17 protein-coding genes and 1 other annotated feature are annotated in these 17455 nt (G+C 43.8%); of the genes, 4 read left to right on the top strand and 13 right to left on the bottom strand.

Going from position 1 to position 17455, the window contains the following annotated elements; genetic code table 11:
• Positions 1–268: 268 nt before the first annotated feature.
• The 4 genes from ACDZ28_RS15270 to ilvB all read right to left on the bottom strand — a co-directional run bounded on the left by ACDZ28_RS15270 (position 269) and on the right by ilvB (position 5309).
• Positions 269–1810 (bottom strand): 2-isopropylmalate synthase, encoded by a 1542-nt coding sequence (locus ACDZ28_RS15270; RefSeq protein WP_341111031.1) that lies wholly within the window; start codon positions 1808–1810, stop codon positions 269–271.
• Positions 1811–1911: 101 nt separating this feature from the next.
• A complete protein-coding gene (gene ilvC, locus ACDZ28_RS15265; RefSeq protein ID WP_036679485.1) occupies positions 1912–2904 on the bottom strand; it encodes a ketol-acid reductoisomerase in 993 nt (330 codons plus the stop codon).
• A gap of 177 nt (positions 2905–3081) precedes the next feature.
• On the bottom strand, positions 3082–3570 hold the full coding sequence (gene ilvN / locus ACDZ28_RS15260; RefSeq protein ID WP_209445830.1) for an acetolactate synthase small subunit: 489 nt from the start codon (positions 3568–3570) through the stop codon (positions 3082–3084).
• On the bottom strand, positions 3567–5309 hold the full coding sequence (ilvB, locus tag ACDZ28_RS15255) for a biosynthetic-type acetolactate synthase large subunit (protein WP_339289680.1): 1743 nt from the start codon (positions 5307–5309) through the stop codon (positions 3567–3569). Before ilvB ends, ilvN begins: the two co-directional genes overlap by 4 nt.
• A gap of 591 nt (positions 5310–5900) precedes the next feature.
• Here ilvB and ACDZ28_RS15250 point away from each other — a divergent pair.
• Positions 5901–6347: a GNAT family N-acetyltransferase gene (locus ACDZ28_RS15250; protein WP_375105098.1), complete on the top strand. Its 447-nt coding sequence runs from the start codon at positions 5901–5903 to the stop codon at positions 6345–6347.
• Between the two features lie 22 nt (positions 6348–6369).
• On the opposite strand, the gene ACDZ28_RS15245 is transcribed toward ACDZ28_RS15250, so the two are convergent.
• From ACDZ28_RS15245 to ACDZ28_RS15225, 5 genes are all read right to left on the bottom strand, one after another.
• Positions 6370–6711 carry a hypothetical protein gene (locus ACDZ28_RS15245; RefSeq protein ID WP_339289678.1) on the bottom strand — a complete coding sequence of 114 codons (342 nt, stop codon included), beginning with the start codon at positions 6709–6711 and terminating at the stop codon, positions 6370–6372.
• Positions 6712–6914: 203 nt separating this feature from the next.
• Positions 6915–7871 (bottom strand): ABC transporter permease, encoded by a 957-nt coding sequence (locus tag ACDZ28_RS15240; protein WP_341111027.1) that lies wholly within the window; start codon positions 7869–7871, stop codon positions 6915–6917.
• Positions 7872–8945 (bottom strand): ABC transporter permease, encoded by a 1074-nt coding sequence (locus ACDZ28_RS15235; protein WP_042125082.1) that lies wholly within the window; start codon positions 8943–8945, stop codon positions 7872–7874.
• Positions 8938–10476, bottom strand: coding sequence for an ABC transporter ATP-binding protein (locus ACDZ28_RS15230; protein WP_042125080.1), 1539 nt, complete (start codon positions 10474–10476; stop codon positions 8938–8940). Before ACDZ28_RS15230 ends, ACDZ28_RS15235 begins: the two co-directional genes overlap by 8 nt.
• Before the next feature lie 180 nt (positions 10477–10656).
• A complete protein-coding gene (locus tag ACDZ28_RS15225) occupies positions 10657–11709 on the bottom strand; it encodes a BMP family protein (protein WP_042125078.1) in 1053 nt (350 codons plus the stop codon).
• A 307-nt stretch (positions 11710–12016) separates the two neighbouring features.
• On the opposite strand from ACDZ28_RS15225, the gene ACDZ28_RS15220 reads away from it, so the two are divergent.
• Entirely contained in the window at positions 12017–12559 is a 543-nt protein-coding gene (locus tag ACDZ28_RS15220; protein WP_375105097.1) for an acyl-CoA thioesterase, read from the top strand.
• Positions 12560–12687: 128 nt separating this feature from the next.
• Here the strand turns inward: ACDZ28_RS15220 and rplT are convergent, their stop codons facing one another.
• The 4 genes from rplT to ACDZ28_RS15200 form a co-directional block, all read right to left on the bottom strand.
• Positions 12688–13047 (bottom strand): 50S ribosomal protein L20, encoded by a 360-nt coding sequence (gene rplT / locus ACDZ28_RS15215; protein ID WP_042125073.1) that lies wholly within the window; start codon positions 13045–13047, stop codon positions 12688–12690.
• A 31-nt stretch (positions 13048–13078) separates the two neighbouring features.
• The gene (gene rpmI / locus ACDZ28_RS15210) at positions 13079–13279 is read right to left on the bottom strand and encodes a 50S ribosomal protein L35 (protein WP_036679507.1); all 201 of its coding nucleotides are present in this window, start codon (positions 13277–13279) and stop codon (positions 13079–13081) included.
• A 60-nt stretch (positions 13280–13339) separates the two neighbouring features.
• Complete coding sequence (gene infC, locus ACDZ28_RS15205; RefSeq protein WP_042125071.1) at positions 13340–13837, bottom strand: translation initiation factor IF-3; 498 nt, start codon at positions 13835–13837, stop codon at positions 13340–13342.
• Between the two features lie 56 nt (positions 13838–13893).
• Positions 13894–14038, bottom strand: a sequence feature (ribosomal protein L20 leader region).
• 79 nt (positions 14039–14117) lie between these two features.
• The gene (locus tag ACDZ28_RS15200; RefSeq protein ID WP_042125070.1) at positions 14118–15356 is read right to left on the bottom strand and encodes a glycosyltransferase family 2 protein; all 1239 of its coding nucleotides are present in this window, start codon (positions 15354–15356) and stop codon (positions 14118–14120) included.
• Positions 15357–15757: 401 nt separating this feature from the next.
• On the opposite strand from ACDZ28_RS15200, the gene ACDZ28_RS15195 reads away from it, so the two are divergent.
• Entirely contained in the window at positions 15758–16285 is a 528-nt protein-coding gene (locus ACDZ28_RS15195; protein ID WP_042125066.1) for a phosphatase PAP2 family protein, read from the top strand.
• Between the two features lie 48 nt (positions 16286–16333).
• Positions 16334–17449, top strand: coding sequence for a glycosyltransferase (locus tag ACDZ28_RS15190; RefSeq protein ID WP_375105096.1), 1116 nt, complete (start codon positions 16334–16336; stop codon positions 17447–17449).
• Positions 17450–17455: the final 6 nt, after the last annotated feature.

The following is a 17455-nucleotide window of genomic DNA, read 5'->3' as shown; positions in this document are numbered from 1 at the left end:
CTTTGGATCCAGTACTCTTATGCTCTGTATTTACCTCCTTGAACTTTTCTCCTTCTACAAATTGCCATGCTTACATCTATTGTAAATAGTGCATCTATACATAATCTGAACAGATTACTGTATCAGTCTTTTTAATCCCTTTTTATTCCAAATAAAAAAGCAGGGATATGCGAGTAACTCGCTTATCCCTGCGTATCAATAAATACCATTTGGACCTTAATTGTAAGGATAGTCAACTTAGAAGAAAGTTAATATAAAAATATACCTATTAAAGACTAGCGTGATCACGTTTGGTGTAAGTTTTACGTTTCTCCAAAAGCTTGTTCAGCGCATCAATATACGCGCGAGCACTTGCCTCTAGAATATCGGTACTAAGTCCACGACCCTGTGCAGCGACTTCACCCTGCGACAGTACTACATGAACCTCACCTTGTGCATCTTTACCACGTGAGACGGATTTAATGGAATAGTCCCCAAGGGTAACTTCCTCACCCGTAGCTTTGTCAATTGCGTTGTAGATAGCATCTACTGAACCATTACCTTCGGCAACCGCAACAATTGGCTGCTCTTCCGGACCATTAATAATAACCTTGGCCGTTGGAACAGCTTCATTGCCGTAAGTTACGTAAATCGTCTGAAGTCTGAATACTTCTGGGGTATCAATTAACTTCTCTTCAATTAATGCCAAAATATCTTCATCAGACACTTCTTTTTTCTTATCGGCCAAATCCTTAAACCTTGAAAAAGCTGTATTAAGCTCTTCTTCCGATAAATCATATCCTAGATCACTTAACTTATCACGGAAAGCATGGCGTCCAGAGTGCTTACCAAGTACCAGTTTGCTCTCTTTAAGGCCAATGGTCTCCGGTGTCATGATCTCATAAGTCGTTTTCTCTTTCAGCATCCCATCCTGGTGAATACCCGATTCATGAGCAAATGCGTTAGCTCCTACAATTGCTTTATTCCCTGGGACCACCATACCGGTGAGCTTGCTGACCAAACGACTTGTGCGAGAAATTTCGGACAACGTTAACGAAGTTTTAGCGCCAAAAAATTCAGCACGTGTCTCCAGTGCCAATGCTACTTCTTCAATCGCTGTGTTTCCAGCACGTTCACCGATACCATTAATCGTTCCTTCGATCTGATCGGCACCATTCTGAATCGCTGCGAGCGTATTTGCTGTAGCCATACCAAGATCGTTATGACAATGAGCACTAAGCTGTACACGTTCAATATCAGGTACATTTTCTTTTAAATATTTAAAAATAGCTCCGTACTCTGAAGGATTCAGATAACCCACAGTATCCGGAATGTTAACAACATTAGCACCTTCTCGGATAGCCATTCCGACCATTTCAGCCATGAATTCATACTCCGTACGACCTGCGTCTTCTAATGAAAACTCAAGCTTAGGGAAATATTTCTTGGCATATCGGATAGCGGATTGTGCAGTTTCCAGCACCTGAGCCTTATCCATCCGGAGTTTATGCTGGCGGTGAATAGGAGATGTAGCTAGAAAAATATGAATGCAAGGGTCCTGTGCCCCCTGCAGCGCTTCTTTTACAGCGTCGATATCTGTCTCTCTAGAACGCGAAAGACCGATTACCGTGACGTTCTTTACAGCTCTTGCTACCGCATTTACTGAAGCCAGGTCACCTGGTGAAGCAGCAGGAAAGCCCGCTTCCATGCGGTCAATCCCCAGCTTTTCCAGCTGGTAGGCGATCTCTACTTTCTCACGCGTGTTAAGGTTCACACCCGGCGACTGCTCTCCGTCTCGCAGCGTCGTATCGAACACATAAATTTTCCGCATGCAAAGCACCTCCCAAAGATTGTGCTAAAACCCTCAAATGCGGCTCGTATAGTCACGGCCGCATTTGAATGGTCACACTATTTAATCATAAGTATATATGATTACTTCTTAATCCAGTGCATCATTTCACGCAATTGGCTACCTACAACTTCTACTGGGTGAGCAGCTTCGTTGCGGCGAGTAGCTGTAAGGAAAGCACGTCCGGATTGGTTCTCAAGGATGAAGTCGCGAGCGAATTTACCTTCTTGGATATCCGTCAGAACAGCTTTCATTGCTTTTTTAGTATCTTCAGTTACAATGCGTGGTCCAGTTACATAGTCACCGTATTCCGCAGTGTTACTGATGGAATCGCGCATGCTGGACAATCCGCCTTCATATACCATGTCAACGATCAGTTTCAGCTCGTGCAGACATTCGAAGTAAGCCATTTCAGGAGCATATCCAGCTTCTGTCAAAGTTTCGAATCCAGCTTTGATCAGTGCGGAAACACCACCGCAAAGGACTGCTTGTTCGCCGAACAAGTCGGTTTCGGTTTCTTCGCGGAAAGAAGTTTCGATAACTCCTGCACGTGTACAACCAATACCTTTTGCATATGCAAGACCGATTTCTTTCGCTTTACCTGTTGCATCTTGTTCGATAGCAATCAAGCCAGGAACGCCGAAGCCTTCAACATAAGTACGACGAACCATGTGACCTGGAGATTTTGGTGCTACCAGCAACACGTCCGCATCTTTAGGAGCAACGATTTGTCCAAAGTGTACGTTAAAGCCGTGGGAGAACATCAGAGCCGCACCTTTTTTAAGGTTTGGTTCCACTTCGTTTTTATATACGGATGCTTGAGTTTCATCTGGCATCAGAATTTGCACAACATCTGCACGGGATACTGCTTCAGCTACTGGCAATACTTCAAAACCGTCATTTTTTGCAGTTTCGAAAGATTTACCTTCACGAAGACCGATGACAACTTGTAGACCACTGTCACGAAGATTCTGTGCTTGGGCATGTCCTTGGCTACCGTACCCGATTACCGCAATTGTCTTTCCTTTTAATACACTAAGTTCTGCATCCTGTTCATAGTACGTTGTAACTGCCATTGTCAATATCCTCCTTTAATTTGAGACCCATCATAAAGAGCGGGTGCTTCAAGAGAACTGGATCCATACCCTATCAAGTTCCTCTTCAAGCTCCCGCTCTTTAGCGGGAAGTTCATTCATATCATATCAGATTAAAGCAATCAAGCAGTAATCCGTTAAAGTCGCAAAATAAAATATTTAAGAGTTACCGCGCACCATAGCCGTAACACCTGTGCGAGAAAGCTCTCTGATCCCATAAGGCTTCAAAAGCTCGATCATCGCATCAATCTTCTGTGTATCTCCAACTACCTGCACCAGCAATGTTGTACTTCCGATATCTACAACCGAGGCTCGGAAGGTTTCTACAACACCCATGATCTCCGGACGCTCACTTGGATCAGCGTTCACTTTAATCAGAGCCAGTTCACGTGCAACCATTGGCTTAGCTCCAAGATCAACGACTTTGATAACATCAATTAGCTTATAAAGCTGCTTCTCGATTTGTTCAAGGGTATGCTGGTCGCCAAGAGTAACGATAACCATCCGGGATAATCCGACCTCTTCGGACTGGCCGACTGTAATACTCTCAATATTAAATCCGCGGCGACCGAACAAACCTGACACCCGCTGAAGCACACCCGGCTGGTCATTTACGAGTACAGAAATCGTATGTCTTGTCACTGTTATTCATCCCCCATCAGCATATGATCGATGGTTGAACCTTGAGTTACCATCGGGTAGACATTCTCGTCTTTTGGAACAACGAATTCTACCAATACTGGACCCGGTGTTTCCAGAGCTTGCTGCCATGCATCACGAGCCTCTTCCTTATTCGTGGCCCGTAGACCTTTTACGCCATAAGCTTCAGCCAGCTTTACAAAATCCGGACTGCCTGCAAGGTCTGTATAGCTATAACGTTTGTCATAGATAAGATTCTGCCATTGGCGAACCATTCCAAGTACCTGATTGTTAATAACAACGATTTTGACCGGTATGTTGTTAATCGAACAAATCGCAAGCTCTTGGGAACACATTTGCATGCCTCCGTCTCCGTTAATCGATACTACCAATCGATCAGGATGTGCCATTTGTGCGCCAATTGCTGATGGGAATCCGAAGCCCATCGTTCCTAGACCACCTGAAGTAATCCATGAACGCGGATGATTGAACTTGTAATATTGTGCTGCCCACATTTGATGCTGGCCAACGTCCGTAGTAACAATCGCTTCACCATTAGTGGTGTCATTAATCATTTCAATAACCCATTGTGGTTTAAGCTCTGTCTCCGAATCTTTATACCGAAGTGGCTGATCAAGCTTCGACTGCGCGATATGCGTTCTCCAAGCATCAGCCTTAGATGCACGGCCAACCTCAGGAATCAGCATTTCCAGTACAGTTTTTACATCTCCAACGATCGGAATATCAGGCGATACATTTTTTCCGATTTCTGCAGGATCGATATCGATATGCACGATCTTGGCTTTTGGCGCGAAGCCGTCCAGCCTACCCGTAACACGGTCATCAAAGCGGGCGCCGATATTAATGAGCAAATCGCATTGTTGAATCGCATTGTTTGCGGTATATGTGCCATGCATACCTGGCATTCCCATCCAAAGCTCTTCTGCACTTGGGAAGGCTCCAAGTCCTAGCAAGGTTGTAGTGATTGGAATCTCTGTCCGTTTCACGAATTCGAACATTGCTTCATGTGCTCCGGAGTAGATAACTCCTCCACCCGCAATGATAATTGGACGTTCAGCAACCGCAATCGCACGAACCAATTTATCAAGCTGCAGTTTGTTTGGAACTGTACAAGGGTTGTAGCCACGAAGATTTACGGTCTTCACTGGTGTGAACAATGTCTTTGCCGCGGACACATCTTTCGGAATATCGATCAACACAGGACCTTTACGACCCGTATTCGCCACATGAAAAGCTTCATGAATGACACGTGGGAGATCCTCAACATCTCTTACAAAGTAGCTGTGCTTAGTGATTGGCATCGTGATTCCGGTAATGTCTGCTTCCTGGAAAGCATCTGTACCGATCAAGCTGGAGAATACGTTACCTGTGATTACAACCAATGGAGTGGAGTCCATATATGCTGTAGCAATACCTGTTACAAGGTTTGTTGCTCCAGGACCTGAGGTTGCGATACATACCCCTGGTTTGCCACTTGCTCTAGCGTAACCGTCAGCTGCATGAATCGCGCCTTGCTCATGACGTGTTAACACGTGATTGAAATCCGTAAAACCGTACAATGCATCATAAATGTACAATACAGCCCCACCTGGATAACCGAATACTGTGTCTACACCCTCCAATACAAGGCTGCGGAGTAGTATTTCCGAACCGGTAATGACTTCCGGCTCCATCCATTTTTCTTTTAGCTGCTCTGTAGACCGTAATTCCGGTATTTGCGCGCTCATCAGTATTCCTCCTCCGATATTTAACATTCATTATGCAAATGACGGACCGTCCTCTATACATCAGCAAATAGTTATTTATAAAACAAAAAAACCTTTCGCCTCCCACGCACAGTATTAGCGCGTGAGGGACGAAAGGTTGATCTTCCGTGGTACCACCCATGTTTGCATTACATCTCGCGATGCAACGCCTTATCAGGTATACAAAAATCCATCGATGTAGGCAAGGGCCCTAATCTCTGTAACCTGAAGTCCGTAACGCGGACTAAACGATTCCCCCTAATAATTCCACCACTCTAGCCAGTGGACCTTTCAGGGAAACAGCTCCGAGGTGAGCTCGTATATAAGGGATTTCGGTGGAGGTTGCAGCAAATCCTCACACTCTCTGAGCAAAAGAGCCCTTAAAACTTCGTCCTCATCATCGCCGATACATGTATGTTCGTTAAAATGTTTAGACACATTATATGATTCCTAACACGGATAGTCAATACCCATATTTTTAAAATCGTCACAACTCCTACTTCTACGCACTCGGAACGCCTGACCCTCTCCCAACATATGATGTACGACAATGCGTGGAAAGGGGACGCTCTAATGATTCGCTATCGTCGACCCAAGCAGGATGACGTTATTATTTTTGATTTAATCGAGCGACAGCTTGTACCATTATCTCATCTGCCGCAAACTGAAATCACTAAAATCAAAAAGGATTTACCCCGTCGCCTGGGACACGGAATCATCCTTGTCACCTGTCCCGACTATGAAAGCGATCCAAACGGGTTTGTCCATTTCTTGCTGCATGGTGATTTACTCTACATCGATATGCTGGCTATTGCACCCGAAGCCCGGCGAAAACACTTGGGGAATATGCTTATGGATCGAGCAGAAAGGTTTGCACTATCTCGCGGATGTCATCGTTCTAAGGTTTCCGTAGATTTAGGGAATGAAGCAGCGCTATCCTTTTATCAAAAATTGGGCTACAGCGTAGCCCGTTATCAGTCCCTAAGTTTTTGTTACGAGCTTGAAAAACGCTTCACGTAGCTAAAGCAGCTCTGATCGGAACTTAAAAGAATCCAAAAGGTTGATATGGTGTGCCTCCGTACCCATAACCTCCATAAGGAGTTCCATACCCGTAACCGCCGCCATAAGGTGTAGCTCCGCCATAGCCACCACCATAACCACCGCCATAAGCATAAGGTGCAGTTCCAACGGCGAGCAAATCAAACAGCACTAATGGAATGATTGCTTTCGTTTGTACTTTTTTACCACTTACACGTTGCAATATAAGACGATTTCCTGATACTCGTAGCAGCTTACCTGTAACCTGAGTGCCATCCTTTTTCACAGCGATGATCTGCTTACCTACGAGCCTCATAACCTGCTTTTTCGTAACTGGCTTAGTCATAATATCCCCTCCAAAAAAATGTTTTGCAAGCCTCTGATTCCCATCATCTTCAAAACAGTTTATTCGCTTAGAAGGACCTTCGCCTGTACACTTGCCCGTACTTTTCAATGTTTATCCATATCGATGCTAACAAAAAAACCGCATTTCCGGAAAAAGTCCGGAGATGCGGTTCGGTAATGTTATAAGCTAAAAATTGAAAAGATCTAGCGCTTACTAGGATCGTATGGCTGACCTAACGCCTTAGGAGCAGCGGAACGACCTACAGCACCCACCAATACAATGATCGTTAATACGTAAGGAATCATAAAGATAAACTCTTGTGGAATGTCCTTTGACCATTCAAACAATTGTACGTAGTTACGGATCGCTTGAGAGAATCCGAAGAATACAGCAGCGCCAAAGGCACCAAGCGGATTCCACTTACCAAAGATCATCGCTGCAATAGCGATAAAACCTTGACCTGAAATCGTATTATGTCCAAAGGTTCCGGTTGTAGTTAGAGTGATTGTAGCACCACCGATACCAGCCAGCAATCCACTCAGCATTACGCCAATATATCTCATCCGCTTCACCTTGACCCCTAAGGTGTCTGCAGCACTAGGATGTTCACCTACTGCGCGTAAACGCAGTCCAAATGGCGTTTTAAACAAAACGAAATAAATAACAATAACCAGCACAATGGCCAGATAAGTGGTCGGATAGGAATTAAATACCCCTTCACCAATCACCGGGATTTTAGAGAGCCCAGGAATTGCAACCTTGTTAAACCCATCGATTAGTGGAGTTTCAGCAGATCCATCAAACAGCAGCTTTACCATGTAGAGCGTACTGCCTGCGGCTAAAAAGTTAATAACCGTACCACTGATCGTCTGATCCGATTTAAAGGTAATAGCTGCAACTGCATGAATTAGTGAACCAAGTACCCCGACGGCCATAGCACATAGTACGCCAATCCAAGGAGCCCATTCACCCATCCCAGCATCTTGAGCATAATAACCGCCCACTGCTGCGGCAAAAGCACCAAACATCATCAAACCTTCAAGTCCAATATTTACGACACCGGAGCGTTCAGAGAAGATGCCGCCAAGTGAGGCAAAAATAAGCGCTGTGGAAAAAACAAGCGTTGTATTAAGCAGTTGACCTAACGTCTGCAGATCCATCTATAACACCTTCTCTTTCTTGCGCTTGAAGTAAAAGGGCTTAAGCACCCAGCGCACAATCCCTTGTGCCGCAATAAAGAATATGATTGAACCTATAACGATACGAATAAGCTCTGGAGGAACATCTGCAGCAAAACTCATTCCTGCAGAACCATAAGTCAACGTACCATAGAGAATCGCAGCAAGAACAACACCAAGTGGATGTGTTAAACCAAGTAGAGCCACTGCGATACCATCAAATCCATATCCTGGTGATGCCGCGAACACAGATTGATAATGGAATACACCCAGTACCTCCCCTGCTCCGGCCAACCCTGCAAATACTCCACTTATGAACATTGCTTTTACAACGTTACGGCCAACATTCATACCTGCGTACTCGGCAGCATGAGGATTGTAACCAACAGCACGCATTTCATATCCTTGCTTAGTCTTCCATAAGTAGACATAGAAGAATACTGCTGCGGCAAGGGCAATAGCTGTTCCCCAGTGCAGACGTGCATTGTCAAATAACGAATTCAAGAACGTCATAGAAAGTGAAGCTGGAATATCCTCGGAACGATTCTGTCCCGGGAGTAACAGAAATGCTCTTACAATATAATTCGACAAGTACAGAGCAACCCAGTTTAACATGATCGTGGTAATAACTTCATTAATCCCACGTTTGGCCTTCAAGTAGCCAGCGATACCAGCCCACAGACCTCCACATAACCCCGCTATAATAACAGCAAGCGGAACCAATATGAATCCTGGCAAGGCTGCAAATTTAATGCCCACTACGGTCGCAGCTGTCATACCAATCATCACTTGTCCGTCTGCCCCGATATTAAACATCCCTGAACGGAATGCAAAGGCTACGGCTAAACCAGTGAGCATTAATGGCGTCATTTCGCGCACGGCTTCACCAAAGTTGTACAAGTTACCAAATACGCGTGAGAACAGTGCGGAGTAAGCAGTTATCGGGTCATAACCACCCATAAGCATAACTATTGCTCCCACAAGAAAACCAAGCACGATGGCGACAAGAGGAACGATATAGCTGTCAGTTGTGAAGATTTTTTTGAACTTATTCAACTGCCTTACCTCCCCGCTTCAAGCTGCCTGCCATCATAAGACCCAGTTCCTGGTCATTCGTATCCTGCGGGAACACTTCACCGACAATTTTGCCTTCATAGATAACAGCAATTCTGTCTGATACATTCATAATCTCGTCCAATTCAAACGAAATGAGCAATACAGCTTTCCCTTGATCACGCTGTGCGATAAGCTGCTTTTGAACAAACTCGATAGCACCAACATCTAGACCGCGTGTTGGCTGTGCTGCAATAAGTAATGTCGGATCTTTATCTATTTCCCGAGCAATAATCGCTTTCTGTTGATTTCCGCCGGATAGAGAACGTGCTTTGGTCTGAATTGAAGGTGTACGCACATCAAATTGCTCCACAAGACCTTCAGCATATTTATCAATGACATCATTTTGCATAAAGCCATTTTTGTTATATGGACTCTTATAGTAAGTTTCCAGAACCATGTTCTCACTTACTGAGAAATCAAGCACCAAACCATGCTTATGACGGTCCTCTGGAATATGAGACACATTCATCTCCGTAATCTTACGCGGGGATAAATTAGCTATTTCGTTCCCGGACACCTGAATAGAACCAGAATCAATTTTACGCAGACCTGTAATGGCCTGAATCAGTTCACTCTGTCCATTGCCATCTACACCAGCTATTCCAAGAATTTCTCCGGCTTTAACATCAAAGCTAAGGCCGTCCAGCACTGAGACACCATCTTTACTCTTGCTGTTCACATCCTTCAGCTCGAGTACAGTTTTGCCAACCTCAGGAGCCTTCTTATCCACCTTAAAGGTTACGCCACGTCCAACCATCTTCTCAGCTAGTTCATTCGGATTAGTCTCTGCGGTATTTACGGTATCGATTACTTTTCCGCGTCTAATAATGGTGACCCGATCAGATATTTGCATAATTTCTTTAAGCTTATGCGTAATCAGGATAATAGATTTTCCCTCTGCAACAAGCCGCTTCATAATCGCCATCAATTCCGTAATTTCTTGAGGCGTAAGTACTGCAGTCGGCTCATCAAATATGAGAATATCCGCTCCGCGGTACAGGGTCTTCATAATTTCTACCCTTTGCTGCATACCTACAGAAATGTCATGAATAACGGCATTTGGATTCACTTGCAGGCCATATTGCTCCGATAGCTTCCGAACCTGTTCCGCAGCGGATTTATAGTCAATTTTAAGACCTTTCTTCGGCTCCATCCCAAGAACGATATTCTCAGTCACCGTAAAAGGTTCCACAAGCTTGAAATGCTGATGCACCATACCAATACCAAGCTCAATCGCTTTATTGGGGTTGTCAATAATAACCGGTTTCCCGTCGATTTCAATACTACCTTCATCCGGTTGGTACAATCCAAATACGATATTCATTAGAGTAGATTTGCCTGCACCATTCTCACCTAGCAATGCAAGGATTTCACCCTTCTTTAATGTCAAGCTAATGGAATCGTTAGCAACAATACCGGGAAATCGTTTTGTGATTTGCTTCAACTCTACGACTGGAGCCGCAGCACTCATGGAATCACCCTCATCACAGAAATATATAACTACCATGTAGACACGGATGTACCGCCCTTTTCAAGGCGGTATAACTGTGTCTAACTTATTATAACCAGTGCTTTAACAAGGAATAAGGCCAGCGCATAACCGGCCTTATTCCTTGTTGCTTATTGATATCCGATAAATTAAAGGGAGATATTACTCTGCAGGAACTGTAATGGTTCCATCAATGATTTGTTTTTTGAAATCTTCAACTTTAGCCAAGATCTCTTCAGAAACGTTAACTTTAGATGTATCAGAGATACCTACACCATTGTCTTTCAAACCAAGAACAGTTGTAGTACCGCCTTTGAAAGTACCGTCGATTACTTCTTTGGAAACCTTCTTCACAGCTTCGTCAACGCGTTTGATCATGGAAGTCAAAGTTACGTCTGTACCAAATTCAATGGATTGGTCTTTGTCTACACCGATAACCCATACTTTAGCACCGCCGGCTTTGTTACGGGATTTAGCTTCGTTAAATACGCCATTTCCTGTTGCACCAGCAGCAGGGAAGATGATGTCATTACCATCGTTGTACAATGTAGCTGCAAGGGATTTACCAGTATCCGGTTTGTCATATGCACCTGCATAAGTAATTGTAACTTTAGCTTCAGGGTTAACTGCCGCTACACCAGCTTTAAATCCTACTTCAAAACGTTTGATTACTGGGCTTTCCATACCACCAATGAAAGCTACTTTGTTAGTTTTTGTAGTCAAACCAGCAACCACACCAACCAAGAAAGAACCTTCGTTCTCAGAGAAAGTAACGGATGCAACGTTAGGAGCATCTACAACGCTATCGATAATTGCCAAGTTAGCATTTGGGTTCTCACCAGCAACCTTTTTAATTGCGTCGCCAAGATCAAAACCGATACCCCAAGTCAAGTTGTAGCCATCTTTAACGAATTGGTTAAGGTTTGGCTCATAGTCAGCATTGGATTTACTTTGCAAATATTTAACGGAAGTGCCAGTTTCTTTTTCAAGAGCTTGTAATGCTTCCCATGCGGATTGGTTAAACGACTTATCGTTAACACCACCGATGTCAGTAACCATACCAAATTTGAAATCTTTTCCGGCGTTTGTTCCGCCATTTGTTCCTGCATTAGTCTCGCCATTTGCAGCATTCTTAGCGTTGTTGTTTCCGCAACCCGCCAATACTACTGTGAATGCCAGTAACATTACAAGAGATAGTTTGAAAACTTTTTTCATTGAATGTGATCCCCCTTAAAATATTGGATGTCTTCTGTGTTCTGCTTGGACATTCCATAGATCAAATTATAACTGCAATAAAATCTAAAATCCAGTCCATAAATGACCTCAGGTCAATAATAATTTGTACTTTTTCGCAAGTAACCGCTTTCCATGACACGACATGTAATCATCATGTTTGGGTGATGTTAGAAAACCTTAATTTCTTCTGTATAGTATTCCAACACATTACAAATATTATTGCACACTTATGTGTTTTCTATTATCATGATTGCTTAGTATTTGCACTGAAAGGAAGTTATCAGATATGACCGATGAAAAAAATCCACAAACGATGCCGGCTTTTAAGTATTGCCGTGAATCACGCGTTTTCAAAACCGGACGTGTTTTCCCTAATGATGTCAACAATCACAAAACATTGTTTGGCGGCAAGCTTATGAGTGGCATTGATGAAGTAGCCTCCATTTCAGCTATGCGCCATTGCCGCGCTAACGTCGTCACAGCCTCTACAGACTCCGTTGACTTTTTGAGACCCATCCGACCTACAGACTCTGTATGCTTCGAATCCTTCGTTTCTTGGACAGGACGCACAAGCATAGAGGTATTTGTAAAGATCATTTCAGAAAATCTATATACGGGTGAGCGTGCCGTAGCCGCCACTTCATTTCTTACCTTTGTTGCAGTCAGCGAGGATGGCACTCCCACTCCGGTTCCTGCTATTATCCCGGAAACCGATGAAGAGAAACTGATCAACGAATCCGCAAATGAACGTTCTGAGCTGCGCAAAGTGAGAAGAACCATCAGCAAAAAACTCGCTGCCGAACTCAATACTGTGAAGTACTGGGAATAACTCTGCATCAAGCAGAGTTTTTTCCTCATTTCTTAAACAAGCTTTCATTCTATACACTTTATACCGCACAAAAAAGCACCGCTGCATGGGCAACACGCAGACGGTGCTTTTCGATTATATCACAACACTTACGCGTTGATTTTCTCTTTGGCAATACCAGCCAATGAGTTGAATGCGTTAAGATCATTTACAGCCAGATCAGCCAACATCTTACGGTTAACTTCTACACCAGCCAATTTCAGGCCGTATACAAGCTTGCTGTAAGAAAGACCATTCAAACGAGCTGCTGCATTAATACGAACGATCCACAGTCTGCGGAAGTTACGTTTAGTTTGACGACGGTCGCGGTAAGCGTAAACCATCGATTTCATTACTTGTTCTTTAGCTGTTTTAAAAATGCGGTGTTTAGAACCGAAATAACCTTTTGCCAATTTCAACACTTTTTTATGTCTACGACGAACTACAAATCCGCCCTTAACTCTTGCCATATTAATAAACCTCCCAAAAATGTGTGATAAACTATTTCAAGTTAGCCAATCCTTGTTTCAAACGTCTTACATCCCCAGGGGCCATTACTGGATTACCGTTCAGAACGCGCTTAGCGCGTTTAGATTTGTGGGACAGCAAGTGGTTTTTGTGAGCTTTGTAACGTGTTACTTTACCAGTTCCGGTAATTTTGAAGCGACCTTTCAGGCTGCTATGTGTTTTCATCTTAGGCATGGTGTTTCCTCCTTGAATATTATGCGGCGCCAAATTGCAGGTAAGCAAGTGACTCCAGATTTATTGGGCTTTAGGAGCCAAAATCATAATCATGCTGCGACCTTCCAGCTTAGGCTGGCGCTCAACAACAGATATATCAGCCACTTCGTTCTTAACTCTCTCGAGGATTTTCTGGCCGATATTCGCATGTGTAATCTCACGTCCGCGGAAACGTACGGAGCACTTCACTTTATCGCCTTCACCCAAGAACTTGATCACATTGCGGAACTTGGTTTGATAATCATGTTCCTCAATGTTAGCACGGAACCAGACTTCCTTGATATCAACGATCTTCTGGTTCTTACGCGCTTCCTTCTCTTTCTTCTGCGTTTCATAACGGAACTTGCCGTAATCCATGATGCGGCATACCGGCGGCTTAGCCTGCGGTGCTACATTGACTAAATCTAGATTAAGATCGATCGCCATTTGCAACGCTTCGCGGATCGGTTTAATTCCGATTTGTTCACCTTCCGCACCAACCAACCGAACTTCTTTGGCCCGAATTTCATCATTGATCATATGTTCCTTACTGATAACTCTCCACCTCCGGATCTTTTTAGCAACTATACTATCCTACTCCATAAAAAAGGGGTGCCGGTAACACCCGACACCCCGTGTTTGATCAACGTTCATGAACATTAACATTCATAAAGCATTGAGATCAAAACCAGCCGGCGGAAATGCCAGTCAGGTGAGAAGCAGGTGCTTCTTCTTGCAATCCCTATGATTTGCGTACTTGAATACTATACATCACTCCAAACGGAGTGTCAAATCTTTTTATACAACATCTTTAAATATGTTAAACCTGTTTGCTTTGAACTTCTTCAAGTCTTACGACACGCGTATGCTTGGTATGGCTCCATTGCTTGTTGTTCTGCGTGAAGAACGCATAGAACGTAATAGGATACCAAGAGATCAGGTAAATTGGGAAGAACAACAGATAAGCGTACACCTTCTTAAATTTAACCTTCTCCAAAGCCATCGCAACCCCAAAGGTCACCAGATTCAAGCCGATAGCAAGGAAGCCGAGCCAGACTGGCAAGCTGCCGTAAATATTAGCGATGTTTGGTCCGTTAAAGAGGGCCATATCCACCCACATTACCGCCGTCATTAAAAAGGTAAGCAAAACAATATATACATTCGCTCCGTAAAGCGCAAGGTCAAACTTTGTTAAGCTGCGTTCTTTAATACTTTGCCAAAGTAATGGGAAAAAATAACGACGTGCTACAGTAAAGTGTCCCTGCATCCAGCGCAGACGCTGTCTTGATGAAGCCTTGAAAGTTAGAGGCTTCTCATCAAACACCTTTGCGTCATAATTGAACTTAGGATATACACCATGAGATGCACTGCGCATCGTGAACTCTAGATCTTCAACCAAGCTTGTAGCTCCCCAGCCCATCTCTTTAAGAAGAGTGGTCTCGAAACACATTCCTGTTCCGCCAAGGAAGTTCGCCATATTCAAATTATGGCGTGAAAGTTGCCACAAACGGTTAATATACCAATACGACACACCATACGCTGCAGTGATCCATGAATCTTCTGGATTCTTAGTATCAATATAACCTTGAATAACACGTGCTCCTGAACATAGATCATTATTCATCTCCATTAGGAACTCTGTATGTGCCAGATTATCGGCATCAAACATTACGACTGCATCATATTGACGCTGCATGCCCCAAAGCTCCTTGAGCATCCATTCAATTGCATAACCTTTACCACGCAGATTCGGGTTAGTGCGGACACAAGCGTTCATTCCGTGCTCTCTAACGATGCGAGCTGTACCATCTGTACAATTGTCACAAATTACAAATACGTCAAACAGTTCTGAAGGATAGTTGAGCTGCTTCAGGTTCTCCATTAACGCGCCGACGACTTCTTCCTCGTTATGTGCAGCAACTAGTACTGCAAATGTTTTTTCTGGCTTATACTTTGTTTTTGTCTTTTTCCTGTGTAGACCAAATAACGAAAAGGTAAACTGATAAACTGCGATTGCTGCCAAGATCACTTGGAGCGTAACAAACAGTGCGTCTGTCATGACCTTTTGATGCCCCCTTTTTTCACTCTCGGTGTTCTTTTTTTCTCTCTAGATTGCTTAACGTTCCTTCTGACCCTTTTGTTGCATCCCTTTACAATAGACCAAGAGTATTCTTATTCTCGGCAGACTTCACAATTTTTATATATGTTGTTTAAAAGAATTGTATGGAATCCATGATTTAGGATCCTTATTTATCTCTTACCCTTTTAAACATGTTTAGTCCGCTTGAATCATTGTACGGCGTTAGCGGCTCTAAGTCAAAACTAGCAAATTTCTAGCAAAACTGAGCTTTTCCTTGAAATGGACTACCTTTAAAAAGTATGATTAAGACAGATCTATGCTAAAGAACGGACTGCTCATAAGCACCTGTTATCGGTAGCCAACTGGCGGAGGGACAAGATATGAGACATTTATTCATGAAGCTACATCTCTGGGAGCAGCGCCTTTTTAAGTGGATCAACGGACGAATGCACAATCGCTTTCTGAACTTTTGGCTCTTCTATCTCACGCATTTGGGTGGAGCTACAAGCACAATTGTTATCAACATACTGATCTGGGCATTTGCTCCTCAGGCATGGAGAACTGCCAGCCTGCAAGCAATGACAGCTCTAGCTGTTAGCCATTTGCCCGTTGCTGTCGCCAAAAAACTGTATCCACGCATGCGGCCTTATCTGGCGTTACCGGATACGAACACATTTCGTAATCCATTAAAGGATCATTCTTTTCCGTCTGGTCATACTACAGCTATCTTTGCTTCAACGGTCCCATATATGGTAGCATTTCCTGCCTTGACCGTTATTCTGCTGCCCCTGGCCTGTATTGTCGGGTTTTCACGCATTTATCTGGGATTACATTATCCATCAGATGTATTTGCAGGCTTAGTGATCGGAACCAGTGTCGCAGCAGGTACCATAGCCTTATGGATCTGAAGTATATAGGTTAAACCGGGAAAACCTTTGAGAATAGGTGAATCAAAATTGCAAAAAAAAAGAATCTTAATACTCTCAGAAGGCTTTGGCGCGGGACATACTCAAGCTGCTTATGCACTGTCGAGCAGTCTGCGCCAACTGTCACCTAATTTACAAACAAAGGTGCTGGAACTAGGGAATTTTCTAAATCCCAAAATGGCACCTATTATTCTGTCCGCTTATCGCAAGACGGTAACGACTCAACCAAAGCTGATGGGCTACGTCTACCGCCATCAGAAATCATTTAATCGTCTTACCACACTTGCCCTGCATCGTATATTTTATACGCATACCAAAAATGTTGTTATGCAGCTGAAGCCTGACGTTATTGTCTGTACACACTTTATTCCGGGAGCAGTAGTATCTCGGCTAAAGAGAGTGGATCCAACCTTACAGGTACCGCTCGTAACTGTTATAACAGATTATGACGCACATGCCAGCTGGATCAGTCCAGAGGTAGACCGTTATCTGGTTTCAACACCTGAGGTTAAGTCCAAATTGCGTATGCGGAACATTCCTGCTGCGAAAATTCGGGTCACAGGGATACCCGTACATCCTAACTTTTGGGAGCATCCTGGAAAGCAGGAGATAAGAGAGCAATTCAATCTAAAGGATATCCCCACAGTACTAGTCATGGGCGGCGGCTGGGGGATTATGAACGATCAGGTAGTAAATGCCTGTCTTGCAGACTGGCGGGACAAGATTCAGATTGTCTTTTGTCTCGGAAATAACGATAAGCTGCTGCGTGAAATGAAAGAAGATCCTCGTTATAATCATCCAAATATTTCTCTAATCGGCTTTACGCGTGAGATCGATAAACTTATGGAGGTATCCGATCTGCTAGTCACAAAGCCGGGTGGAATGACCTGCAGTGAAGGACTCGCTAAAGGAATTCCGATGCTTTTCTATCACCCTCTGCCCGGGCAGGAGGAGGAGAATTGCCGCTATTTTACTGCATCAGGCTTCGGAGAGCCGATAGAATCTTTAGACGTAGTCGTAATGTGGATGGAACGCCTCTTAAACAACTATGAAGACGTGCAGAATAAGCGGAAGCTCCATCTAGAGGAAATCGCTCGATACCACCCCTTACAAAGCGCTCAAAGCATTATCGAATTACTAGAATAGCAAATA

Source organism: Paenibacillus sp. RS8 (genome assembly GCF_041956825.1).
GTDB lineage: Bacteria > Bacillota > Bacilli > Paenibacillales > Paenibacillaceae > Paenibacillus_AQ.
This window is presented reverse-complemented; position numbering and strand designations above follow the sequence as displayed.

Bases quoted from the DNA above. Each gene is read 5' to 3' on its own strand.
- ACDZ28_RS15270 (WP_341111031.1), bottom strand. From the start codon at position 1,810: ATGCGGAAAATTTATGTGTTCGATACGACGCTGCGAGACGGAGAGCAG.
- ACDZ28_RS15250 (WP_375105098.1), top strand. From the start codon at position 5,901: ATGATTCGCTATCGTCGACCCAAGCAGGATGACGTTATTATTTTTGAT.
- ACDZ28_RS15220 (WP_375105097.1), top strand. From the start codon at position 12,017: ATGACCGATGAAAAAAATCCACAAACGATGCCGGCTTTTAAGTATTGC.
- infC (WP_042125071.1), bottom strand. From the start codon at position 13,837: ATGATCAATGATGAAATTCGGGCCAAAGAAGTTCGGTTGGTTGGTGCG.
- rplT (WP_042125073.1), bottom strand. From the start codon at position 13,047: ATGGCAAGAGTTAAGGGCGGATTTGTAGTTCGTCGTAGACATAAAAAA.
- ACDZ28_RS15225 (WP_042125078.1), bottom strand. From the start codon at position 11,709: ATGAAAAAAGTTTTCAAACTATCTCTTGTAATGTTACTGGCATTCACA.
- ACDZ28_RS15245 (WP_339289678.1), bottom strand. From the start codon at position 6,711: ATGACTAAGCCAGTTACGAAAAAGCAGGTTATGAGGCTCGTAGGTAAG.
- rpmI (WP_036679507.1), bottom strand. From the start codon at position 13,279: ATGCCTAAGATGAAAACACATAGCAGCCTGAAAGGTCGCTTCAAAATT.
- ACDZ28_RS15195 (WP_042125066.1), top strand. From the start codon at position 15,758: ATGAGACATTTATTCATGAAGCTACATCTCTGGGAGCAGCGCCTTTTT.
- ilvC (WP_036679485.1), bottom strand. From the start codon at position 2,904: ATGGCAGTTACAACGTACTATGAACAGGATGCAGAACTTAGTGTATTA.
- ilvB (WP_339289680.1), bottom strand. From the start codon at position 5,309: ATGAGCGCGCAAATACCGGAATTACGGTCTACAGAGCAGCTAAAAGAA.
- ACDZ28_RS15200 (WP_042125070.1), bottom strand. From the start codon at position 15,356: ATGACAGACGCACTGTTTGTTACGCTCCAAGTGATCTTGGCAGCAATC.
- ACDZ28_RS15230 (WP_042125080.1), bottom strand. From the start codon at position 10,476: ATGAGTGCTGCGGCTCCAGTCGTAGAGTTGAAGCAAATCACAAAACGA.
- ACDZ28_RS15240 (WP_341111027.1), bottom strand. From the start codon at position 7,871: ATGGATCTGCAGACGTTAGGTCAACTGCTTAATACAACGCTTGTTTTT.